The organism is Streptomyces sp. NBC_01463 (assembly GCA_036227345.1).
Classification (GTDB): Bacteria; Actinomycetota; Actinomycetes; order Streptomycetales; family Streptomycetaceae; genus Streptomyces.
Window position 1 is genome coordinate 6,960,959 of the sequence record CP109468.1, and the last position, 21,184, is coordinate 6,982,142.

The 21,184-nt window shown below is 71.1% G+C and carries 22 protein-coding genes; 12 read left to right on the forward strand and 10 right to left on the reverse strand.

The genetic code is table 11. From position 1 onward, the window contains the following. Window positions 1-30 precede the first annotated feature (30 nt). From OG521_30715 to OG521_30740, 6 genes are all read right to left on the reverse strand, one after another. Window positions 31-786, reverse strand: a complete 756-nt coding sequence (locus OG521_30715) for an SDR family oxidoreductase (GenBank protein ID WUW24903.1) — start codon at window positions 784-786, stop codon at window positions 31-33. A 4-nt stretch (window positions 787-790) separates the two neighbouring features. After that, window positions 791-2,602, reverse strand: a complete 1,812-nt coding sequence (locus OG521_30720; protein ID WUW24904.1) for a glycoside hydrolase family 15 protein — start codon at window positions 2,600-2,602, stop codon at window positions 791-793. An 82-nt stretch (window positions 2,603-2,684) separates the two neighbouring features. After that, window positions 2,685-3,488 carry an SURF1 family protein gene (locus OG521_30725; protein ID WUW26858.1) on the reverse strand — a complete coding sequence of 268 codons (804 nt, stop codon included), beginning with the start codon at window positions 3,486-3,488 and terminating at the stop codon, window positions 2,685-2,687. Window positions 3,489-3,559: 71 nt separating this feature from the next. Further along, the gene (locus OG521_30730) at window positions 3,560-3,793 is read right to left on the reverse strand and encodes a hypothetical protein (protein WUW24905.1); all 234 of its coding nucleotides are present in this window, start codon (window positions 3,791-3,793) and stop codon (window positions 3,560-3,562) included. Window positions 3,794-3,857: 64 nt separating this feature from the next. Then, a complete protein-coding gene (locus OG521_30735) occupies window positions 3,858-4,862 on the reverse strand; it encodes a DEDDh family exonuclease (protein WUW24906.1) in 1,005 nt (334 codons plus the stop codon). A gap of 40 nt (window positions 4,863-4,902) precedes the next feature. Further along, window positions 4,903-5,559, reverse strand: coding sequence for a TetR family transcriptional regulator (locus tag OG521_30740; GenBank protein WUW24907.1), 657 nt, complete (start codon window positions 5,557-5,559; stop codon window positions 4,903-4,905). A gap of 111 nt (window positions 5,560-5,670) precedes the next feature. On the opposite strand from OG521_30740, the gene OG521_30745 reads away from it, so the two are divergent. The 8 genes from OG521_30745 (at window position 5,671) to OG521_30780 (ending at window position 13,387) form a co-directional block, all read left to right on the forward strand. Beyond that, window positions 5,671-6,471 (forward strand): acetoacetate decarboxylase family protein, encoded by an 801-nt coding sequence (locus OG521_30745; GenBank protein WUW24908.1) that lies wholly within the window; start codon window positions 5,671-5,673, stop codon window positions 6,469-6,471. Further along, entirely contained in the window at window positions 6,468-7,352 is an 885-nt protein-coding gene (locus OG521_30750; protein ID WUW24909.1) for an SDR family NAD(P)-dependent oxidoreductase, read from the forward strand. Before OG521_30745 ends, OG521_30750 begins: the two co-directional genes overlap by 4 nt. 10 nt (window positions 7,353-7,362) lie before the next feature. Then, window positions 7,363-8,643: an amidohydrolase gene (locus OG521_30755; protein ID WUW24910.1), complete on the forward strand. Its 1,281-nt coding sequence runs from the start codon at window positions 7,363-7,365 to the stop codon at window positions 8,641-8,643. After that, window positions 8,640-9,866 carry an amidohydrolase gene (locus tag OG521_30760; protein WUW24911.1) on the forward strand — a complete coding sequence of 409 codons (1,227 nt, stop codon included), beginning with the start codon at window positions 8,640-8,642 and terminating at the stop codon, window positions 9,864-9,866. Before OG521_30755 ends, OG521_30760 begins: the two co-directional genes overlap by 4 nt. 25 nt (window positions 9,867-9,891) lie before the next feature. After that, window positions 9,892-10,605 (forward strand): VIT family protein, encoded by a 714-nt coding sequence (locus tag OG521_30765; GenBank protein WUW24912.1) that lies wholly within the window; start codon window positions 9,892-9,894, stop codon window positions 10,603-10,605. A 131-nt stretch (window positions 10,606-10,736) separates the two neighbouring features. After that, on the forward strand, window positions 10,737-11,624 hold the full coding sequence (locus OG521_30770; protein ID WUW24913.1) for a sterol desaturase family protein: 888 nt from the start codon (window positions 10,737-10,739) through the stop codon (window positions 11,622-11,624). Continuing rightward, window positions 11,621-12,322, forward strand: coding sequence for a lysoplasmalogenase (locus tag OG521_30775; protein WUW24914.1), 702 nt, complete (start codon window positions 11,621-11,623; stop codon window positions 12,320-12,322). The genes OG521_30770 and OG521_30775 overlap by 4 nt, the downstream gene beginning before the upstream one ends. Before the next feature lie 21 nt (window positions 12,323-12,343). Further along, window positions 12,344-13,387 carry a zinc-dependent alcohol dehydrogenase family protein gene (locus OG521_30780; protein ID WUW24915.1) on the forward strand — a complete coding sequence of 348 codons (1,044 nt, stop codon included), beginning with the start codon at window positions 12,344-12,346 and terminating at the stop codon, window positions 13,385-13,387. Between the two features lie 48 nt (window positions 13,388-13,435). Here OG521_30780 and OG521_30785 read toward each other — a convergent pair whose 3' ends face one another. Then, window positions 13,436-14,971 (reverse strand): S8 family serine peptidase, encoded by a 1,536-nt coding sequence (locus OG521_30785; GenBank protein ID WUW24916.1) that lies wholly within the window; start codon window positions 14,969-14,971, stop codon window positions 13,436-13,438. Between the two features lie 290 nt (window positions 14,972-15,261). Here OG521_30785 and OG521_30790 point away from each other — a divergent pair, with 290 nt between their 5' ends. The 3 genes from OG521_30790 (at window position 15,262) to moaA (ending at window position 18,439) form a co-directional block, all read left to right on the forward strand. Next, window positions 15,262-15,627 (forward strand): DUF485 domain-containing protein, encoded by a 366-nt coding sequence (locus tag OG521_30790; GenBank protein WUW24917.1) that lies wholly within the window; start codon window positions 15,262-15,264, stop codon window positions 15,625-15,627. After that, window positions 15,624-17,264 (forward strand): cation acetate symporter, encoded by a 1,641-nt coding sequence (locus OG521_30795; protein WUW24918.1) that lies wholly within the window; start codon window positions 15,624-15,626, stop codon window positions 17,262-17,264. The genes OG521_30790 and OG521_30795 overlap by 4 nt, the downstream gene beginning before the upstream one ends. A gap of 185 nt (window positions 17,265-17,449) precedes the next feature. After that, entirely contained in the window at window positions 17,450-18,439 is a 990-nt protein-coding gene (moaA, locus tag OG521_30800; GenBank protein ID WUW24919.1) for a GTP 3',8-cyclase MoaA, read from the forward strand. 9 nt (window positions 18,440-18,448) lie between these two features. Here the strand turns inward: moaA and OG521_30805 are convergent, their stop codons facing one another. Together OG521_30805 and OG521_30810 are read right to left on the reverse strand one after the other, a co-directional pair. Beyond that, entirely contained in the window at window positions 18,449-18,700 is a 252-nt protein-coding gene (locus tag OG521_30805) for a hypothetical protein (protein ID WUW24920.1), read from the reverse strand. A gap of 221 nt (window positions 18,701-18,921) precedes the next feature. Continuing rightward, window positions 18,922-19,287 carry a DUF3099 domain-containing protein gene (locus OG521_30810; protein ID WUW24921.1) on the reverse strand — a complete coding sequence of 122 codons (366 nt, stop codon included), beginning with the start codon at window positions 19,285-19,287 and terminating at the stop codon, window positions 18,922-18,924. A gap of 192 nt (window positions 19,288-19,479) precedes the next feature. On the opposite strand from OG521_30810, the gene OG521_30815 reads away from it, so the two are divergent. Beyond that, window positions 19,480-19,755, forward strand: a complete 276-nt coding sequence (locus OG521_30815; GenBank protein WUW24922.1) for a GlsB/YeaQ/YmgE family stress response membrane protein — start codon at window positions 19,480-19,482, stop codon at window positions 19,753-19,755. Window positions 19,756-19,851: 96 nt separating this feature from the next. Here the strand turns inward: OG521_30815 and tyrS are convergent, their stop codons facing one another. Next, window positions 19,852-21,120: a tyrosine--tRNA ligase gene (gene tyrS / locus OG521_30820; protein WUW24923.1), complete on the reverse strand. Its 1,269-nt coding sequence runs from the start codon at window positions 21,118-21,120 to the stop codon at window positions 19,852-19,854. Window positions 21,121-21,184 lie beyond the last annotated feature (64 nt).

Sequence of the window (21,184 nt, forward strand, 5' to 3'; positions counted from 1 at the left end):
CCTCCCTCGTGCCGCGTCCGGGCGCGGGGCTCAGAAGCCGTGCCGGGAGCCGCCGTCGACCGGCACCATGATGCCCGTCAGATACGAGGCGGCCGGCGAGAGGAGGAACGCCGCCGTCCGGCCGAACTCCTCCGGAGTGCCGTAGCGGCGCAGCGGGATGCGCGCCTCGTTGGCCGTGCGTGAGGCCTCCGCGTCGCCCGACAGCGCGTCCAGTTCACGCACCCGGTCCGTGTCGATGCGGGCCGGCAGCACGCCCACCACCCGGATGCCCCGCGGACCGAGCTCGTCCGCCAGCGACTTGGCGAAACCGGCCAGGCCGGGGCGCAGCCCGTTGGAGATCGTCAGTCCGGCGATCGGCTCGTGGACGGAGCCGGAGAGCACGAAGCCGATGACCCCGCCCTCGCCGAGCGCGGCCGCTGCCGCCCGGGCCAGGCGCACCGCACCCAGGAACACCGAATCGAAGGCGGACTGCCACTGCTCGTCGGTGTTGTCCGCGAGGAAGCCCGGCGCCGGTCCGCCGACGCTGATGAGGATGCCGTCGAGCCGGCCGAACCCCTCCTGAGCGGCCTCCACGAGCCGCTGCGCCACGCTCGGGTCCGCGTTGTCGGCGGCGAGTCCGACGGCGTCCGGGCCCAGCTCGTCCGCCGCCTCCCGGACGCTCTTCTCGTCGCGCCCGGTGATGATCACCTTCGCGCCGTCGGCCACCAGCGCGGCCGCCGTGGCGTTGCCGAGCCCCCGGGTCGCCCCGGTGACGATGTACACACGGTCCTTCAGTCCAAGATCCATGGTCCTATCCTGCCGCGTCACCCCGGGCCGTGTCCTCGGCGGCCTGTGCCTCGGCGAGCGCCACCGCCGTACCGACGAGACCGATGTGGCTGAAGGCCTGCGGGAAATTGCCGAGCTGACGCCCGGCCGCAGTGTCGTACTCCTCGGCGAGCAGCCCCACGTCGTTGCGGAGCGCCAGCAGCCGTTCGAAGAGTTCGGTCGCCTCCTCGGCGCGCCCCGTCATCCGCAACGCGTCCGCCAGCCAGAACGAGCAGGCGAGGAAGGCGCCCTCACCGCCCGGCAGTCCGTCGATCGAGGTGCCGTCGGTGCTGTAGCGGCGCACCAGCCCGTCGCTGCCCAGCTCGTCCCGGACCGCGTCGACCGTCCCGATGACGCGCGGGTCGTCCGGCGGCAGGAACCCGGTCCTGGCGATCAGCAGGGTCGCGGCGTCCAGGTCCCGCGACCCGTACGACTGGGTGAACGTGTTGCGCACCGGGTCGTACCCCTTCTCGCACACCTCCCGGTGCACGGCGTCCCGCATCGCCCGCCAGCGGTCGGCGTCGCCGGTCAGCGTCGGGTCCTCCTCCAGACTGCGCACCGCACGGTCGGCCGCCACCCAGGCCATCACCTTGGAGTGCACGAAGTGGCGGCGCTGGCCGCGGATCTCCCACAGGCCCTCGTCCGGTTCGCGCCAGGTGGACTCCAGGAAGCCCAGCAGGCTCAGCTGGAGGTTCCAGGCGTGCGGCTTGTCGTCGAGGCCGGCGTCCCGGGCCAGCCGCAGCGAGTCGATGACCTCTCCGTACACATCGAGCTGACGCTGTCTGACGGCGGCATTGCCGATCCGGACCGGGGCCGAGTGCTCGTAGCCGCTCAGCCACGGCAGCTCCGACTCCGGCAGCCGGCGCTCGCCCGCGAGCCCGTACATGATCTGCAGATCGGCCGGGTCCCCGGCGACCGCGCGCAGCAGCCAGTCCCGCCACGCGGCCGCCTCCTCCAGATATCCGGCCGAGACCAGCGCGCCGAGCGTGAGGGTGGAGTCCCGCAGCCAGCAGAAGCGGTAGTCCCAGTTCCGTACGCCGCCGATCTCCTCCGGCAGCGAGGTGGTGGGGGCCGCCACGATCCCGCCGGTCGGACCGAAGGTGAGTGCCTTCAGGGTGATCAGCGACCGCATCACGGCATCCCGGTAGGGGCCCTGGTACTTGCACCGCGCGGACCACTCGGCCCAGTCGGCCAGGGTGTTCTCCAGCGCCTCGTTCGGGTCGATGAGATCGGGCCGGGGCGAGTGCGAGGGGTGCCAGGTCAGGACGAAGGCGACCCGTTCGCCCTCGGAGACGCTGAACGAGGAGCACGTGGAGAACTGCTGGCCCCAGGTCTTGACCGGCGGGTCGCTGCGCAGCCACGCCGAGTCCGGTCCCGCGACCGCCACCCGGTGGCCCTGCGAGCGGCGCATCCACGGCACGACGGAGCCGAAGTCGAAGCGCAGCCGGATCACCGAGGCCATGTCGACGGTGCCGCTGACGCCCTCGACGATCCGCATCACATCGGGTGCCTCGTCGCGCTGCGGCATGAAGTCGATGACCTTGACGGTGCCGGTGCGGGTCTCCCAGAAGGTCTCCAGGACCAGGGAGTCGCCCACGTAGGCGCGGCGGGTGCAGTTGTCCGCGCCCTTGGGGGCGATGCGCCAGTGTCCGTTGTCCTCGTCGCCGAGCAGCGCGGCGAAGCAGGCGCCCGAGTCGAAGCGGGGCAGGCAGAGCCAGTCGACAGAACCGTTCCTGCCGACCAGGGCGGCTGTCTGCAGATCGCCGATGAGGGCGTAGTCCTCGATGCGTGGGGTCACGTTGTGGCGTGTTCCCGAACCTGACCTCCGCTAAGCAGCCACGACGTGAGGAGAGGCGGGAGTCACCCCCGCGGACGCTCCGTCAGGCCTTCGCCGGCTCGGGCTCCGCCGCCGCGGCCTGTTCGGCGGCCGCGGCGGCCGCCGCCACCCGGTCGCGCTTCTCCCGGCGGGCCAGCACCACGTAGCCGACCGGCACACCCCCGGCGAACAGCCACCACTGCACGGCGTACGCCATGTGCGGGCCGATGGAGTCGTCCTCGGGAGCCTCGATCAGCTCGGGCCTGTCGCCCTTGGGCTCGGGACCCGTCTGCTCGATGTAGCCGCCGAGCACCGGCCGGGACAGGAGCTTCGCCTGCTGGGAGCTGTTGATCAGCATCACCTGGCGGTCCGGCAGGTCCGAGAGGTCCTTGATACCGCTGGCACCCGTCGTCTCGTCGGCCTTGAGCCGCCCGGTGACGGTCACCTCGCCCCTGGGCACGGCCGGGACGTCGGGGAAGGCGTACTGGTCGGAGGCGGAGGGGACCCAGCCGCGGTTGATCATGACCGTGCCGCCGCCCTTGAGGTCGAACGGGATCAGCACATGGACACCGATGGAGCCGTCGGTGGCGGTCCGGCGGCGCACCACGACCTCGTGCTTCTCGTCGTACGTCCCGGTGGCGCTCACCGCACGCCAGTAGTCCGCGCGCGGAACGGTGTGACCGGGGGAGGTGAGCGTGGCGACCGGAACGGGGTCCGCCTTGAGATTCCGCGAGATCAGGGCGTTCTGCGCGACCTTGTGCTCATGCCGGTGCAGCTGCCAGAAGCCCAGCTCGACCATCGTGGGAATGAGTACGAGGGCGATGAGGGCGAGAATCAGCCACTGCCGGGTCAACAGGAAGCGGTACACCCCATGACGGTACAACTGCGTCATGGGGTGCATCGCGCAGGGGGTGGGGGAAGGGGCGCGGCGCCCGGTGCTCAGACTCTGTCGACGATGCCCGCCTTCCCCTCCGCGCGGGCGCAGTGCCCGCCGCAGAACCAGTGCCCGTCGACCTCCACGCCCTGGCCGATGACCTGGACCCGGCAGTGCTCACAGATGGGCGCCATGCGGTGAATGGCGCAGGAGAAGCAGTCGAAGACATGAATCGCGCCCTGCGCGTGCACCTCGAAGGACATCCCGTAGTCGTTTCCGCAAACCTCACAACGTGCCATGCGCCACAGGGTGGGACGCGAGGGCGGCGGCGGGCGAGCGGCGGGCGGGCGAGTCGCCGCCGGTTCACTCCGATGACGGCGTCGGCGCCGGGACCTTCTTCGCCGCTGCCACGTCCCGCAGGAGATGCGTGAAGGCGCTCTCCTCCAAAATCGGGGTGCCGAACGACTTCGCCTTCACCGTCTTCGACGTCGCCGCGTCCGGGTCGTTGGTGACGAGCAGGCTCGTCAGCCGCGAGACGCTGGTCGCCACGTGCAGCCCCGCCTCCACCGCCCGGTCCTCCAGCAGTTCACGGTCGATCGAGGTGTCTCCGGAGAACGCCACCCGCATGCCCTGCATGAGAGGTTTGTCCTTCTCGTACCGTCCCGGATTCGGATACGGGCAGGCCGGGCGCTTGCGCGAGGGGCGCCAGCTGTTCTGCGCTCCGTACGAGGGCTGGTAGCCGACCCGCGGGGTGACGGGGGAGTCCGACCACTCGGTCAGCGGCCGGCACTCCAGCAGCGGCAGCCGCATCCCGCCCCGCGCCGCCGCGTGCAGACTCGGGCGGAACGCCTCGGCCAGCACCCGCGCGTCGTCCAGCGCGTGGTGCGCCTGCTGCTGCACCACGCCGAAGTGCGCGGCCAGCGACTCCAGCTTGTGGTTGGGCAGCGGCAGCCGCAGCTCCTTGGAGAGCGCGATGGTGCACAGCCGCTGCTGGACGGGGGCGATCACCGACGCCCGTGCGTACTCCCGCGCGAGCATCGACCAGTCGAAGGCGGCGTTGTGCGCGACGAGGACGCGGTCGGCCAGCCGCTCGGAGAGCTCGGCGGCCACCTCGGGGAAGAGCGGGGCGCCTTCGAGCACGTCGCTCGTCAGCCCGTGGATCCACACGGGGCCGGGGTCCCGCTCCGGGTTGACCAGGGTGTACCAGTGGTCCTCGACGTTGCCCTGCGCGTCCAGGCGGTAGACGGCGGCGGAGATTATCCGGTCGTCCCGGGCGAGTCCGGTGGTCTCCACGTCGACGACCGCGTACCCCTGCGGGTAGGCGGTCGGCCACGGTGCTGCGGTCTGGCGGTCGTCGAGCATGGTCACAGAGAATACGGGCCGACACCGACAGTCCCCTATTCGGCCGTCACCCCCGGACCGTCCCGGAGCCACCGGCCCGGCCTCCGCCGCCCGCCAGCAGTCCGTCCACCAGGGCCCGTACGGACACGGTGAACAGCCGGTCCGGGTCGGCGGGCCGGGCCAGCGTCCGGGCCAGTGCCGGATCGTCGTCCGCGGTGGAGACGGACCACAGGTCGCCCTCCGCCGGTGACTGGACGGGGGACCGCTCCCGGTTGCGCTCGACGAGCAGGAAACCGACGGTGTGCATCTGCACCGCCCGTACCGCGTCCGCCGCCCGGGCGCCGCGCAGCCCGGCCGCATGGACCTCGTGGACGAGCGCCTGCTGGGCCGGCAGGAACATCCGTTCCGTCAGCCCCCGTTCGTGGACCATCGCGATCAGATGCGGGCGGGCGCGCAGTTCGCGGCGCAGCCCCCGGGCCACGGAGACGATCCGGGCGGCCGGGGCCCGGCCGGCGGGGCGCAGGGTGCCCATCTCCTGGACGGTGCGCTCGACGAGGGCATCCAGCAGCGACTCGCGGTTGCCCACGTGCCAGTAGATCGAGGTGACGGCGGTGCCCAGCTCGGCGGCCAGTTTGCGCATGGTGAGGGTCTGCGGACCGTGCTGCCGCACGAGTCCCGCGGCGGCCGCGAGGACCTCCTCACGGGTCAGCGACGATCGCGCCACAGCTCCTCCAGGTCCCGGACTCCGTTACACGCACGGCTATTTACCCTTCACGAGCTCCGGTGTAACTGTGTTACAGAACCCGGCACGGACAACCGAGAAGGGTGGCACCGCATGGCACGTGTACGGTACGGCGCGCGCACCGAGGCCGAGATCGCGGCATCCCGTGAGGCCCGCTCCCGGCTCCCCGACATCTGGTCCACCGGCGTGAGCGCGGTCTGGGAGAGCGATCCCGACGCGGTGGCGGCCGTCCTCCCCCCGCCCCTGAAACCCTCCGGGCGCCCGCTGGTGCGGGCGAGCATCAGCAAGGTCGACCTGCCCGGATATCCCCTCGGCGCGGGCTCCGTCGCCGTCGCCGCCGTCCACGACGGACACGAGGGCTGGTACCCGCTGGTCATGCCGATGACCCACGAGCGGGCGCTGACCGGCGGCCGTGAGGTGTTCGGCGAGCCGAAGAAGCTCGGCGAGGTGAGCGTCGAGCGCGACGGCCTGCTCGTCACCGCCTCCCTCGCCCGGCACGGCATCGCCTTCGTCGAGGTCCGCGGCGCGGTCGGCGAACCGCTCCCGCTGCCCGAACCGGCCACCAAGCTCGACTTCTACTTCAAGTTCCTGCCCGCGGTGGACGGCGAGGGCTTCGACGCCGACCCCGTCCTGATCCACTGCACCCGCCACGAGAAGGTCCGCCGCCTGGAGCGGATCACCGGCGACGTGGTGCTGCGCGAGTCCATGTACGACCCGGTCGCCGACCTGCCCGTGCTCCGCGTCCTCGACCTCACCATCGGCGAGAAGACCAGCGACCAGCAGGGCCGGGCCGTCGAGCGGGTGAGCGCCGAGGCGCTGCTGCCGTACATCCACCAGCGCTACGACGACCCGCAGCAGATCCACGACGGCCCGCCGCAGGGGAGTGTCCGATGAGGCTTCAGGAGGGGCAGGTCGCCGTCGTCACCGGCGCGGCGAGCGGTATCGGTCTGGCGATGGCCAGGAGGTTCGCGGCCGAGGGACTGAAGGTCGTCCTCGCCGACGTCGAGGAGGGCGCGCTCGACAAGGCGGCCGGCGAACTGCGCGCCGAGGGCGCACAGGTGCTGGCCCGGCCCGTCGACGTCAGCGAGCGCGACTCCGTGCGGGCGCTGGCCGACGCCGCGTACGACACCTTCGGCGCGGTGCACGTCCTCTGCAACAACGCCGGGGTCGGCTCCGGCGCGGAGGGCCGGATGTGGGAGCACGAACCCAACGACTGGAAGTGGGCCTTCGCCGTCAACGTCTGGGGGGTCTTCCACGGCATCCAGGCCTTCGTCCCTCGCATGCTCGCGGACGGCGGCCCCGGCCATGTCGTCAACACCTCGTCCGGCGACGGCGGGATCGCCCCGCTGCCCACCGCGTCCGTGTACGCGGTCACCAAGTCCGCCGTCGTCACCATGACCGAGTCCCTGTACGCGCACCTGAGGGCGGAGGACGCCCCGGTCGGCGCCTCGGTCCTCTTCCCCGGCCCCCACATGCTGCGCACCGGCCTGTGGGAGTCGCACCGCAACCGGCCCGAGCGGTACGCCAAGGAGCGCCCGCGCCGGACCCCGTACCGCAGCCTCGACCAGTGGGAGAGCGCGATGAAGGCGGCGGGCCAGGAGGTGGAGTTCACCCCCGTGGAGGACGTCGCCGCCACCGTCGTCGACGGGATCCGCGCCGACCGCTTCTGGATGCTGCCGGACAGCGAACGCAGCGACGGCCAGATCCGGGCCAGGTCGCAGTCGATGCTCGACCGGTCCAACCCGTCGTACCTGGAGAACTTCATACTCGACTGAGGAGTGAGCCATGACCGATGACGACCCGTACCTGATCATCTCCTCCGACTGCCACGCCGGACTGCCCACCGAGGAGTACCGGCCCTACCTCGACAGCCGTTACCACCGCGAGTTCGACGAGTTCCTGGCCGGCCGCGACCGCCGCCGCGAGGAGATGACCCGCCTCGGGGTCCGCAACGAGGCCTTCGCGGACAAGTGGTTCCAGGACAACGAGGAAGGGCTCAGGGGCGGCTGGGACGCCACCCAGCGACTCAAGGAGCTGGACGGCGACGGGGTCGCGGCCGAGGTCGTCTTCCCCGACGCGGACGCCGTCGACAGCCGCACCGCCGCACCCTTCGGTGTCGGCCTCGGCCTCTCCGGCGACCAGGACCCCGAGCTGGGCATGGCCGGCGCGCAGGCCCACAACCGCTGGCTCGCCGACTTCGTCTCGCAGCACCCCGAACGCCACTGCGGGGTCGCGCTGCTGCCCGTCACCGGCGAGGTGGACCGGGTGGTCGCCGAGATCCACCGGGCGAAGGACTCCGGCCTCGGCGCGCTGATGATCCCCTCCATGTGGGTGGACAAGGCCCCCTACCACGACCGGCGTTACGACCCCGTGTGGGCGGCCGCCGCCGAGACCGCGATGCCGGTCGTCACCCACTCCGGCGCGGCCCCGCGCCACGAGTACGGCGACCACCTCGGCATCTACGTCTCCGAGGTCACCTGGTGGCCCTCGCGCCCGCTGTGGTTCCTGCTCTGGTCGGGTGCGTTCGAACGCCACCCCGGGCTGAGGTTCGGCGTCGCCGAGTCCGGCTGCTGGTGGCTGCCGAACCTGCTGTGGTTCATGGACCGGCTCTACCTCGGCGCCCACGGCGGCAAGAAGCTCTCCCCGTTCGCGGAGCTGAAGCGCCCGCCGCACGAGTACCTCGACCGCCAGGTGTTCATCTGCGCCACCAACACCAAACGCCGCGAACTGGCCCAGCGCTACGAGATCGGCGTCGACAACATCCTCTGGGGCAGCGACTTCCCGCACCCCGAGGGCACCTGGCCCAACACCGCGACCTGGCTGCGCGACACCTTCCACGACATCCCCGTCGCCGAGACCCGCCGGATGCTGGGCCTGGCCGCCGCCGAGGTCTTCGGCTTCGACACGGACAAACTCGCCCCGCTCGCCGCACGCATCGGCCCCACCCCCGCCGACCTGGGCCAGAGCACCGACCAGGCGGCGGTCGAGGCCTCCTGGGCCCGCTCGCGCGAGACGGGCCGCCACTGGCTGACCGGCCACGACTTCCCGGTCCTGGGGGCGTCATGACGGACCGCTACACCGTCATCTCCGCCGACTGCCACGCCGGAGCCGACCTCCTCGACTACAGGCCGTACCTGGAGTCGAAGCACCACGACGACTTCGACGCCTGGGCGGCGACCTACGTCAACCCGTACGAGGACCTGGTGGCCGACACCGCCGACCGCAACTGGAACTCGGAGCGCCGCCTCGCCGAACTGGAGGCGGACGGCATCGTCGCGGAAGTCGTCTTCCCCAACACCATCCCGCCCTTCTTCCCCTCCGCCTCCCTGATGGCCCCCGCACCCTCCCGGCAGGAGTACGAACAGCGCTGGGCGGGGCTGCGCGCCCACAACCGCTGGCTCGCCGACTTCTGCGCGGCCGCACCCGGCCGGCGGGCCGGCGTCGCCCAGATCCTCCTCAACGACCCGGCCGAGGCGGTCCGCGAGGTCCGCCGCGCCAAGGACGCGGGCCTCACCGGCGGCATCCTGCTGCCCGGCACCCCGCCCGGCTCCGGCATCCCGGAGCTGTACTCCGCGGTGTACGACCCGCTCTGGGCGGTCTGCGCGGAGCTGGACGTCCCCGTCAACCACCACGGCGGCTCGGCCTCCCCGCCGCTCGGCGACGAACCGGCGGCCCGTGCCGTCTTCATGGTGGAGACGACCTGGTTCTCGCACCGGGCCCTGTGGCACCTGATCTTCGGCGGCGCGTTCCGCCGCCACCCCGCCCTGAAACTGGTCCTCACCGAACAGGGCTCCGGCTGGATCCCGGGCATCGTGGAGATGCTCGACTACTACCACGGCCGGCTCGTCGCGGCGGCGACCCGGGCGGCCACCGCCGAGTCCAAGTTCGGCGCGGGGCTGTCGGCTTCGATGGGCGCCCGCCCCAGCGAGGTCTGGCGCGACAACTGCTTCGTCGGCGCCAGCTTCATGCGCCCGCACGAGGTGCCGCTGCGCGACCGGATCGGCCTCGACAAGATCATGTGGGGCAGCGACTACCCGCACGACGAGGGCACCGCCCCCTACTCACGCGAGGGCCTGCGGATCGCCTACGCCGGACTGCCGCCCGCCGAGATCGCGGCGATGACCGGCGGGAACGCGGCGCGCGTCTACGGATTCGACCTGGCGGCCCTGGACCGGATCGCGGCGAAGGTCGGCCCGACGGTCGAGGAGATAGCCGAACCCCTGAAGGAGGTACCGCAGGACGCCACCAGCCCCGCCTTCGCACCGGGTGGGTCGGTTCGCGTCTGGTGACGGCGGGAGGTGAGACCATCCCCGGATGACGGATACCCCGGCGCACGACGAACCGCACACCAACGGCCTTGGCGCACGGCTGAACTGGCTGCGCGCCGCGGTCCTCGGGGCCAACGACGGTGTGGTCTCCACCGCGGGCCTCGTCGTCGGCGTCGCCGGGGCCACCGGGGCCCGCAGCGCCCTGCTCACGGCGGGCCTGGCCGGGCTGCTGGCCGGGTCCATGTCGATGGCCGCGGGCGAGTACGTGTCGGTCTCCACCCAGCGCGATTCGGAGAAGGCCGCCCTGGCGACGGAGAAGCGCGAGCTCCAGGAGGCCCCGGCGGCGGAACTCGCGGAACTCACCGGACTGCTGGAGGGCAAGGGCCTGAGCCGCGAGGTGGCCCGCGAGGCCGCCGTCCAGCTCACCGAGCGCGACGCGCTGCGCGCGCACGCGGAGGTCGAGCTGGGCATCGACCCGGACGACCTGACGAACCCCTGGCACGCGGCGGGCGCCAGCTTCCTGGCGTTCACGGTGGGCGCACTGCTGCCGCTGCTGGCGATCGTGCTGCCGCCCTCGTCGGCGCGGCTCCCGGTGACCGTGCTGTCGGTCCTCGCGGCGCTGGCCCTGACGGGCTGGTGGAGCGCCCGGCTGGGCGACGCGAAGGCGGGCCCGGCGGTGCTGCGGAACATGGGCGGGGGAGCGGTGGCGATGGCGGTGACGTACGGGGCGGGGGCGTTGCTGGGGGCGGCGGGGGTGTGAGGGGTGCCGGGCGGGCGGTTGGGCGGCTGAGGCATTGGCAGAAAGTGCCAAAGGCTGCTGACAACGCGTCTCGCATACTTGTTGGTAACAACGTCTAGTCCCCGGTCGCCCCGCCGCTCTACGGTGCAGGCATGCCGACGAACCTGCCCGATGTAGTGCTCTGGTCCATACCGGCCTTCGTCCTGCTCACCGTCCTGGAAATGGCGCTCCACCACTTCCACCCCGACGAGGACGCCGCCGGTTACGAGGCGAAGGACGCCGCCACCAGCATCACCATGGGGCTGGGCAGTCTCGCCTTCGACCTGCTGTGGAAAGTGCCCATCGTCGCCGTCTACACCGCGGTGTACGAGCTGACCCCGCTCCGCGTGCCCGTCCTGTGGTGGACCGTGCCGCTGATGCTGCTGGCGCAGGACTTCTTCTACTACTGGTCCCACCGCGGCCACCACGTCATCCGGATCCTCTGGGCCTGCCACGTGGTGCACCACTCCAGCCGGAAGTTCAACCTCTCCACCGCGCTGCGCCAGCCCTGGACCTCGCTGACCGTCTGGCCGTTCTACCTCCCGCTCATCGCCCTCGGCGTCCACCCGGCGGCGCTCGCCTTCTGCTCGTCGGCCAATCTCGTCTACCAGTTCTGGGTGCACACCGAGCGCATCGACAAGCTCCCCCGGCCGTTCGAGTACGTACTGAACACGCCCTCCCACCACCGGGTGCACCACGCCTCCCAGGGCGGCTACCTCGACCGGAACTTCGGCGGCATCCTGATCGTGTGGGACCGGTGGTTCGGGTCCTTCACCGTGGAGACGGAGCGGCCGGTGTTCGGGCTCACCAAGAACATCGGCACGTTCAACCCGCTGCGGGTCGCCACCCACGAGTACGCCGCCATCGCCCGTGACGTGCGCGCGGCGGGCAGCTGGGGCGAGCGGGCCGGGCGGGTGTTCCGGGGGCCCGGCTGGCAGCCCGCAGGGGCCGCCGTGCGCCCCGAGGCGGCCACCGCCGTCGCCGCGGAACGCACCGGATGAGCGCCGGCCCGCTCGCCGGCCGGCCCATGGACCGGCGGGAGCGTTTCGTACGACCCCTGCTCATCGCCTTCCTCGTCGCCTGCGCCGTCGACCTCGGCGGGGTGCTCACCGACAGCGGGATCGCGCACCTGGTCGCCAAACCGCTGCTGATGCCGCTGCTCGCCGCGTACGCCGCCGCCCGGCGCGGGCCCCGGCTGCTGATCGCGGCGCTGCTCTGCGGATGGGTGGGAGACGTCTTCCTGCTGGCCGACTCCGACACCGCGTTCCTCATCGGGATGGGCGGCTTCGCCGCGGGGCACCTGTGCTACCTGCGGCTCTTCGGCCGGGCGCGCGGCGCCCTGCTGCCCGGAATCCTGTACACGGCCGTGCTGGCCGTCTTCCTCGTCCTGCTCTGGGGCTCGCTGCCGGCCGGACTGCGGATCCCGCTGGCGGGCTACAGCCTGCTGCTCACCGCCATGGCCTACCGGTCCGGGGTGCTCGGCCGGTACGCGGCCGCCGGGGGCGCGCTCTTCCTGCTCTCCGACGCGCTGATCGCCACCGGAATCGCCGACTGGCCGCAGCTGCCCGCCCCCGACTTCTGGGTCATGCTCACCTACGTCGCGGCGCAGTTCCTGCTGACCCTGGGCGCCCTCGCCCCGGGGGCGAAAGGGGCTGGTGGGGTGATTGGGGCGTACCGTGAGCGGAGTATCAGTATCTGAGATCAGCAAGGACCCCCACGCATGCGCGCCACCGTCATCCACGCCCCCCACGACATCCGCGTGCAGGAGGTCCCGGACCCGGTGATCCAGCGGCCCACCGATGTGGTGCTGCGGGTCCTGCGGGCCTGTATCTGCGGCAGCGACCTGTGGGCCTACCGCGGCGAGTCCGCCCGGCAGCCCGGCCAGCGCATCGGCCACGAGTTCCTGGGCATCGTCGAGGAGGCGGGCTCCGAGGTCAACGGCTTCGCGGCCGGGGACCTCGTCGTCGCGCCCTTCGTCTGGTCCGACGGCAGCTGCGCCTACTGCGCCGAGGGGCTCACCACCTCCTGCCCGCAGGGCGGCTTCTGGGGCTCGGTCGGCTCCGACGGCGGGCAGGGCGAGGCCGTACGCGTCCCGTTCGCCGACGGCACCCTGGTCAAGCTCCCCGCCGCCGCGGCCTCCGACGACCACCTGCTCACGGCGCTCCTCGCCCTCTCCGACGTCCTCGGCACCGGCCACCACGCCGCCGTCGGCGCCGGAGTGAAGGCCGGCTCCACGGTCGCCGTCGTCGGTGACGGGGCCGTCGGCCTGTGCGGGGTCATGGCCGCCAAGCGGCTCGGCGCCGAGCGCATCATCGCGCTGGGCCGTCACACGGCGCGTACGGACATCGCCCGTACCTTCGGCGCCACCGACGTCGTCGCCGAGCGCGGTGACGCGGCCGTCGCCGCCGTACGGGAACTGCTCGGCGGCGAGGGCGCCCACGCGGTGATCGAGGCCGTCGGCACCGAGCAGTCCATGCGCACCGCCGTGGAGATCACCCGCGACGGCGGCTCGATCGGCTACGTCGGCGTCCCGCACGGCAGCGGCACCGGACTGGACCTCGGCGTCATGTTCGACCGGAACATCGCCCTGCGCGGCGGTGTGGCCCCCGTCCGCACGTACATCCCCGAGCTGCTCCCCGACATCCTGTCCGGCACCCTCGACCCGTCGCCCGTCTTCGATCTGGCCGTCGGCCTCGACGACGTGCCGGCCGGCTACAAGGCGATGGACGAGCGCACGGCGCTGAAGGTCCTCATCACGCCGTGAGCTCCGACCGGTCCGGGGCCGGCCCGCAGGCCGGCCCCGGACCGTCCGTCACCAGCGCACCGCGTCCAGCGCGTCCACCACTCCGGCCCCGTAGAAGCCGTTGCGGTTCTTGCCGCCCTCGCAGACCGCGTCGATCTTGCCGTCGCCGTCGATGTCGTACGGCTCACCGCACGCCTTCGCATCGGCCTCCAGCGTCAGCAGGGCCTTGACCGCGGCGGCCGAGGCATACGGGTGCCTCGACTTGATCAGGGCCACGACGCCCGCGACATGCGGGGAGGCCATCGACGTACCGGCCTTGTATCCGTATGCGCCGCCCGGCAGCGTGGACAGGATCAGACCGCTCGTCGCGGGCGGCTCGGGCGTCTGGTAGACCGTCGAGTCGCCGCCCGGCGCGGCCACGTCGATGACGCCGTCGCCGTAGTTCGAGTACGAGGCCTTCAGCCCCTTCGCGCCCGTCGCCGAGACCGTCACGACCCCCGGCAGCATCGTCGGGATGTCGAGGCACACCTTCGGGTCGATGGTCCGGGTGACCGGCACGGTGTCGTTCGGGCTGCCCGTGTCCTCGATCGTGTCGCCCGCCAGGTCCTCCGCCGAGTTGCCCGCGGCGGCGACGTTGACCGTGCCCTTGCTCTCCGCGTACCGGGTGGCCCGGGCGACCGCCTCGACCAGCGCGCCCTGGTCCGGGTCGTTCTTGCAGTTGTACATCCAGGGATCGGTGTAATAGCTGTTGTTCGTCACATCGGCGCCGTGGTCCGCCGCCCACATGAAGCCGCAGACGACGGCCTCGGTGTAGAAGAAGCCGTCCGGGTTGCCCACCTTGATGCCGGAGACCTTCACGCCCGGCGCGACACCCGTCACCCCGATGCCGTTCTTCGCGGCCGCGATGGTGCCCGCGACATGCGTACCGTGATCGCTCTCACCGGTCTTCGGACGCCACGAGCCGTCCGTGGTGTCCGGTGCGCCGGAGACACAGTTCGCCGAGCCGCGGCGGTCGAAGTTCGGGGCGAGGTCCGGGTGCGTGTCGTCGACACCCGTGTCGATGACCGCGACCGTGACCTTCGAGCTGCCCAGCGACTTCTCGTGCGCCTTGTCCGCCTTGATGGCGGGCAGGTCCCACTGCAACGGCTCCAGCGGGTCCTGGCCCGCCGTCGCCCGTGCCGCCGCGGTCCGCTCCTGCTGGGCCGTCAGCGGCTGGTCGACCCCGATGTCCTTGGTGGCCTGCGGGACGATCGGGTTGGTGCGGGTGGCGCCCGCCGAATCGACGCCCCTGACCCGGCGGACCGTCTGCGCGAACTGCGGGTTCTGCGAGTGGGCGACGATGACTCCGATCCGGTCGTAGGAGATCACCACCGTGCCGCCGGCCCGCTCGACCGCCTTGCGCACCTGCTTGACGGTGCCGTGACCGCCCCGGGTGTTGATCACGTACGAGAGCTTCGGACCGTCCGTCGGAACCGCCGCCGAGGGCGCGGCGTCCACCGGAGCGGCGGAGGCCGCACCCGTCGGCAGGAAGCCGAGCGATGCGGTGAGGGCCAATCCGACGGGGAGCGTCAATGCGCGCGTCCGTCTGGATCCCAGATGAGCCATGGGGTCTCCACTTCATCCGTGTCAGCCGACCGGACACGGGCTGTGTCCAGTCGCGTACATGACGAGTGAAGCTATCGCTGATCATCCCGGCTCATCAATGCGTTCGGGAGAACCCGTTGCCACCCGAGCCCCCGAAGGGGTGAGCCGGAGAAGACGGAAACCGCGGTGAACCGCTTCGCCGCGCGCCGCGTGCCGTTGTCAGGGGAGGCGCACCATCACCCCCCGATATCGAGGTCCCAGTGAAATCCACCGTCCCCACCACCACCGCACCCGCGTCGCGAGGAGATTCCGTGGCTACCGATGCACCGCCGCCCGAGGGCAGTTCGGAGACCGGCCCCGCCCAGCCCACCACCGAGGCGTTCGTCGCGGAGCAGGAGAGCGCGGAATTCGGTGAACTACGCCGCTCGTACCGCTCGTTCGCCTTCCCGCTGACCATCGCCTTCGTCCTCTGGTACCTGCTGTACGTGCTGCTCTCGAACTACGCCGGCGGCTTCATGGGCACCAAGGTGTACAGCAACTTCAACGTGGCCTTCGTCTTCGGCCTCGCCCAGTTCCTCACCACCTTCCTCATCGCCTGGTTCTACTCGCGGCACGCCAACGCGAAGCTCGACCCGAAGGCCGAGGCCATCAAGTCCCGTATGGAGGCCGACGTATGAGCGCCGCGTACCACTCCCAGACCGTCGTGACGCTCGCCGCCTCGTCCACCACCGAGCACCGGCCGCTGATCATCTCGCTCTTCGCCGTCTTCGTCGCCGCGACCCTCGGCATCACCGTCTGGGCCGGCCGGCAGACGAAGAACGCCTCCGACTTCTACGCCGGCGGCCGCCAGTTCACCGCTTTCCAGAACGGACTCGCGGTCTCCGGCGACTACATGTCCGCCGCGTCGTTCCTCGGTATCGCCGGAGCCATCGCGCTGTTCGGCTACGACGGCTTCCTGTACTCGATCGGCTTCCTCGTCGCCTGGCTGGTGGCGCTGCTCCTCGTCGCCGAACCACTGCGCAACTCGGGCCGCTACACCATGGGCGACGTCCTCGCCTACCGGATGCGCCAGCGCCCGGTGCGTACGGCCGCGGGTGTTTCCACCATCATCGTGTCCATCTTCTACCTGCTGGCACAGATGGCAGGAGCGGGAGTTCTGGTCTCGCTGCTCCTCGGCATCACCAGCGACGCGGGAAAGATCCTCATCGTTGCGCTGGTCGGCGTACTGATGATCGTGTACGTCACCATCGGCGGCATGAAGGGCACCACCTGGGTGCAGATGGTCAAGGCCGTGCTGCTCATCGCGGGCGCCATCCTGATGACGTTCATGGTGCTGTGGAAGTTCGACTTCAACGTCTCCGACCTGCTGGGCACCGCGGCGGAGAAGAGCGGCCACGGCGCGTCCTTCCTTGAGCCCGGGCTCAAGTACGGCGCCACCGGCACCTCGAAGCTGGACTTCCTCTCCCTCGGCATCGCCCTGGTGCTGGGCACCGCCGGACTGCCGCACATCCTGATCCGCTTCTACACGGTGCCGACCGCCAAGGCCGCCCGTAAGTCGGTCAACTGGGCCATCGGCATCATCGGCGCCTTCTACCTGATGACCATCGCCCTCGGATTCGGCGCCGCGGCCCTCATCGGCCCGAAGGAGATCATCGCGAAGAACCCGGCGGGCAACGCGGCGGCCCCGCAGCTCGCCGAGTACCTCGGCGGGGTCGGCACCACCGGCGGCGCGATCATGCTCGCCGTCATCTCCGCCGTCGCCTTCGCCACCATCCTCGCCGTCGTCGCCGGCCTCACCCTCGCCTCCTCGTCGTCCTTCGCGCACGACATCTACGCCAACGTCATCCGCAAGGGGAAGGCGAGCGAGAAGGAGGAGATGCGGGCCGCGCGCTGGGCCACCGTGTTCATCGGCGCGGCCGCGATCCTGCTCGGCGCGTTCGCCCGCGACATGAACGTCGCCGGCCTGGTGGCACTGGCCTTCGCCGTCGCCGCCTCGGCCAACCTGCCCACGCTCCTCTACAGCCTCTTCTGGAAGCGCTTCACCACCCAGGGCGCGCTGTGGTCGATCTACGGCGGCCTCGCCAGCTCGGTCATCCTCGTGCTGTTCTCGCCGGTCGTCTCCGGCAACGCGAAGACCTCGATGTTCAAGGGCGTCGACTTCGCCTGGTTCCCGCTGGAGAACCCCGGCCTGATCTCCATCCCGCTGGGCTTCCTGCTCGGCTGGATCGGCTCCCTCCTGTCGAAGGAGGAACCGGACAAGGGCAAGTACGCCGAGCTGGAGGTCAAGTCCCTCACCGGCATCGGAGCCCACTGAGAGCAGGAATTCACACAGGAGAGCGGTCCCCGCGACACTCTTTCCCCGCGGCCGCGTCGTAGAGTCCTACGACGCGGCCGCGCCGCTCCTCGTGCCAAACGGGCCCCTCCGTTGTCACTGGTCTCGCGTAGTCTCGAAAGAGTCAGATACCGCAACCGGGAAGTCACCGGGGGAGGGGGCCCACCATGCTCATCGACACATTCGACCGGGTCGCCACCGACCTGCGCGTCTCGCTCACCGACCGGTGCAATCTTCGCTGCACCTACTGCATGCCCGAGGAAGGCCTGCAGTGGCTGGCCAAGCCCGACCTGCTGAGCGACGACGAGATCGTCCGCCTTGTCCGGATCGCCGTCACCCGGCTCGGCATCACGGAAGTCCGCTTCACCGGCGGAGAGCCGCTGCTGCGCCCGGGACTCGTCTCCATCGTCCAGCAGTGCGCGGCGCTGGAGCCCCGCCCGAAGATGTCGCTCACGACCAACGGCATCGGACTCAAGCGGACCGCCGCCGCCCTCAAGGACGCGGGCCTGGACCGGGTCAACGTCTCGCTGGACACCCTGCGCCCCGAGGCGTTCAAGACCCTCACCCGCCGCGACCGGCACCACGACGTCCTGGCCGGACTGGAGGCCGCCCGTGACGCCGGGCTCACCCCCGTCAAGGTCAACACGGTCCTGATGCCGGGACTCAATGACGACGAGGCCCCCGACCTCCTCGCCTGGGCCGTGGAGAACGACTACGAGCTCCGCTTCATCGAGCAGATGCCGCTCGACGCCCAGCACGGCTGGAAGCGCGACGGCATGATCACCGCGGGCGACATCCTGGAGTCGCTGCGCACCCGCTTCGCCCTCACCGCCGAGGAGGACGGCGAGCGCGGCTCCGCCCCCGCCGAGCGCTGGCTCGTCGACGGCGGCCCCCACCGGGTCGGCGTCATCGCCTCGGTCACCCGACCGTTCTGCCGGGCCTGCGACCGCACCCGTCTCACCGCCGACGGGCAGGTGCGCACCTGCCTGTTCGCCCGCGAGGAGACCGACCTGCGCGGCGCACTGCGCTCCGAGGCGCCGGACGAGGAGATCGCCCGGATCTGGAAGCTCGCCATGTGGGGCAAGAAGGCCGGATCCGGTCTCGACGACCCGTCCTTCCTCCAGCCCGACCGCCCGATGTCGGCGATCGGCGGCTAGAGCCTCCGGCTACGCGGGCGGCGAGTCCTGCGACTCCCACTCCGCCAGCGTCACCACGTCCTTCAGGAAGCCCCGCATCCCGAGGAACGACGACAGATGCTCCCGGTGCTCGTCACAGGCCAGCCAGGTCTTGCGACGCTCGGGGGTGTGCAGCTTCGGGTTGTTCCAGGCCAGCACCCACACGGCGTCGGCACGGCAGCCCTTGGCCGAACAGACGGGGGCGGCGGGGCCGGGAGCGGGTGTGCCATCGGGGGAGCTCACGCACTCAACCCTAAGGGCTGTGCCGCCCGGCACATGCTGCGGGCATCCCCGCCGGAGAAAAGGCGACGCCGAGCAGCCACGGGGGGAGCTGCCCGGCGTCGGTCCGTCGCTCCGACGGGGGATGCGGAGCGCTCACGAAGTATGTCACGCAGACCGGGGTGCAGTGCACTGGAACTTCATGATTGATCTGAGCTTTTCTTGAGCTTGGGCACGCCGTGGGCTCAGCCGTGCTCCTGCGGATCCGGAGTCCGGAAGACAGGTTCGGCATCCGGAACGGGCTCCGCCGGAGCGGCCGCCAGAGCCGGCCGCGTCGGCGCCGGCACGAAGGTGGAGGGCAGCGAAGGGGTGTTCTCCCGGCCCGCGTTGGCGATGACGACGGCGACGTACGGGAGCAGGACCCCCAGCGCCAGCGCCACGATCGCCACATGGCGCTCCACGTTCCACAGCGATGCCGCCGCGACGACCGAAACCGTGCGCACGGACATCGAGATCACATAGCGTCGCTGCCTGCCGCGGACATCGTCCGCGAGTCCCTGCCGGGCCCCCGTGATCCGGAAGACCTCCGCACCGCCCTGCTTCCGCAACACGCCTCCACCCACCTTCCCCGAGCACCGGATCCCACGGTACGCCGGGCCACCCCCGGGTTCGAGACCGGGGCGCGCGGTGTACGTACACCGCGCCACCCCGTCGCACGTACGGACCTGTCCGACATGCGGCGTACCGCACCAGGACCGAGACTGGGCGGACATGCGCGACACCGCGTCGCACGAGGAGGCGACATGAGCTGGTTGTGGGCAATCATCGTGGGCCTGGTGCTCGGTCTGATCGCGAAGGCGATCCTGCCGGGCAAACAGGAGATCCCACTCTGGCTGACGACCATTTTCGGCATCATCGGCAGCATCCTCGGCAATGCTGTCGCCACCTGGATCGGTGTCAACGACACCAAGGGCATCGACTGGACACGCCATGTGCTCCAGCTGATCGGAGCCGTGGTGGTGGTCGGTGTCGGCGACATGCTGTGGGCCTCCATCCGCGGCAGTCGGCAGAAAACCTGAACCACCGGGCCCGCCGAACGGGCGCAGCACCGCGGCCGGACACGCATCGCGCGTGTCCGGCCGCAGTGCTGTGGTGACGCCCCGTACGGGTGCGGCTCAGCCGGCCGCGACCTCGATCGCCGCGAGGTTCTTCTTGCCCCGGCGCAGCACCAGCCAGCGCCCGTGCAGCAGCTCCTCACGGGCCGGGGCCGCCTCGCCGTCGACGGCCTTCACGTTGTTCACGTAGGCGCCGCCCTCCTTGACCGTGCGCCGGGCACCCGACTTGCTCGGCGCCAGACCGACCTCCACCAGCAGGTCGACCAGCGGACCGAGCTCGGCGACCCGCGCGTGCGGCACCTCGGACAGCGCGGCGCCCAGAGTCGCCTCGTCGAGTTCGCCGAGCTCGCCCTGGCCGAACAGCGCCTTCGACGCGGCGATGACCGCGGCGCACTGGTCCGCGCCGTGCACCAGCGTCGTCAGCTCCTCGGCCAGCGCGCGCTGAGCGGCCCTCGCCTGCGGCCGCTCCTCGGTGACCTTCTCCAGCTCCGTCAGCTCGTCGATGCTCAGGAAGCTGAGGATGCGCATGTAGCGCGAGATGTCCCGGTCGTCCACGTTCAGCCAGAACTGGTAGAACGCGTACGGCGTGGTCATCTCCGGGTCGAGCCAGACGGCGCCGCTCTCGGACTTGCCGAACTTGGTGCCGTCCGCCTTCGTCATCAGCGGGGTCGCCAGCGCGTGCACCTCGGCGCCCGGCTCCAGGCGGTGGATCAGGTCGAGGCCCGCGGTGAGGTTGCCCCACTGGTCGCTGCCGCCCTGCTGGAGGGTGCAGCCGTGCCGCCGGTACAGCTCCAGGAAGTCCATGCTCTGGAGCAGCTGGTAGCTGAACTCGGTGTAGCTGATGCCCTCGTCGGACTCCAGCCGCCGGGCGATGGACTCCTTGGTGAGCATCTTGTTGACCCGGAAGTGCTTGCCGATGTCCCGCAGGAACTCGATCGCGGACATGCCCGCGGTCCAGTCCAGGTTGTTCACCATGACCGCCGCGTTCTCGCCCTCGAAGGACAGGAACGGCTCGATCTGGGAGCGCAGCCGCGCCACCCAGGCGGCGATGGTCTCCGGGTCGTTCAGCGTGCGCTCGGCGGTCGGCCGCGGGTCACCGATCTGACCGGTGGCCCCGCCCACCAGGGCGAGCGGCCGCAGACCGGCCCGCTGGAGCCGGCGCATGGTGAGCACCTGCACCAGATGGCCGACGTGCAGGCTCGCCGCGGTCGGGTCGTAGCCGCAATAGAACGTGACCGGACCGTCCGCGAGAGCCTTGCGCAGGGCGTCCTCGTCAGTGGACTGGGCGAACAGCCCGCGCCACTTCAGCTCGTCGACGATGTCCGTCACGGTTCCGTGTCTCCTCAGCAGCTATGTGTGTCGATACGTGGTGTGCCGATACGTGGATCGAAAG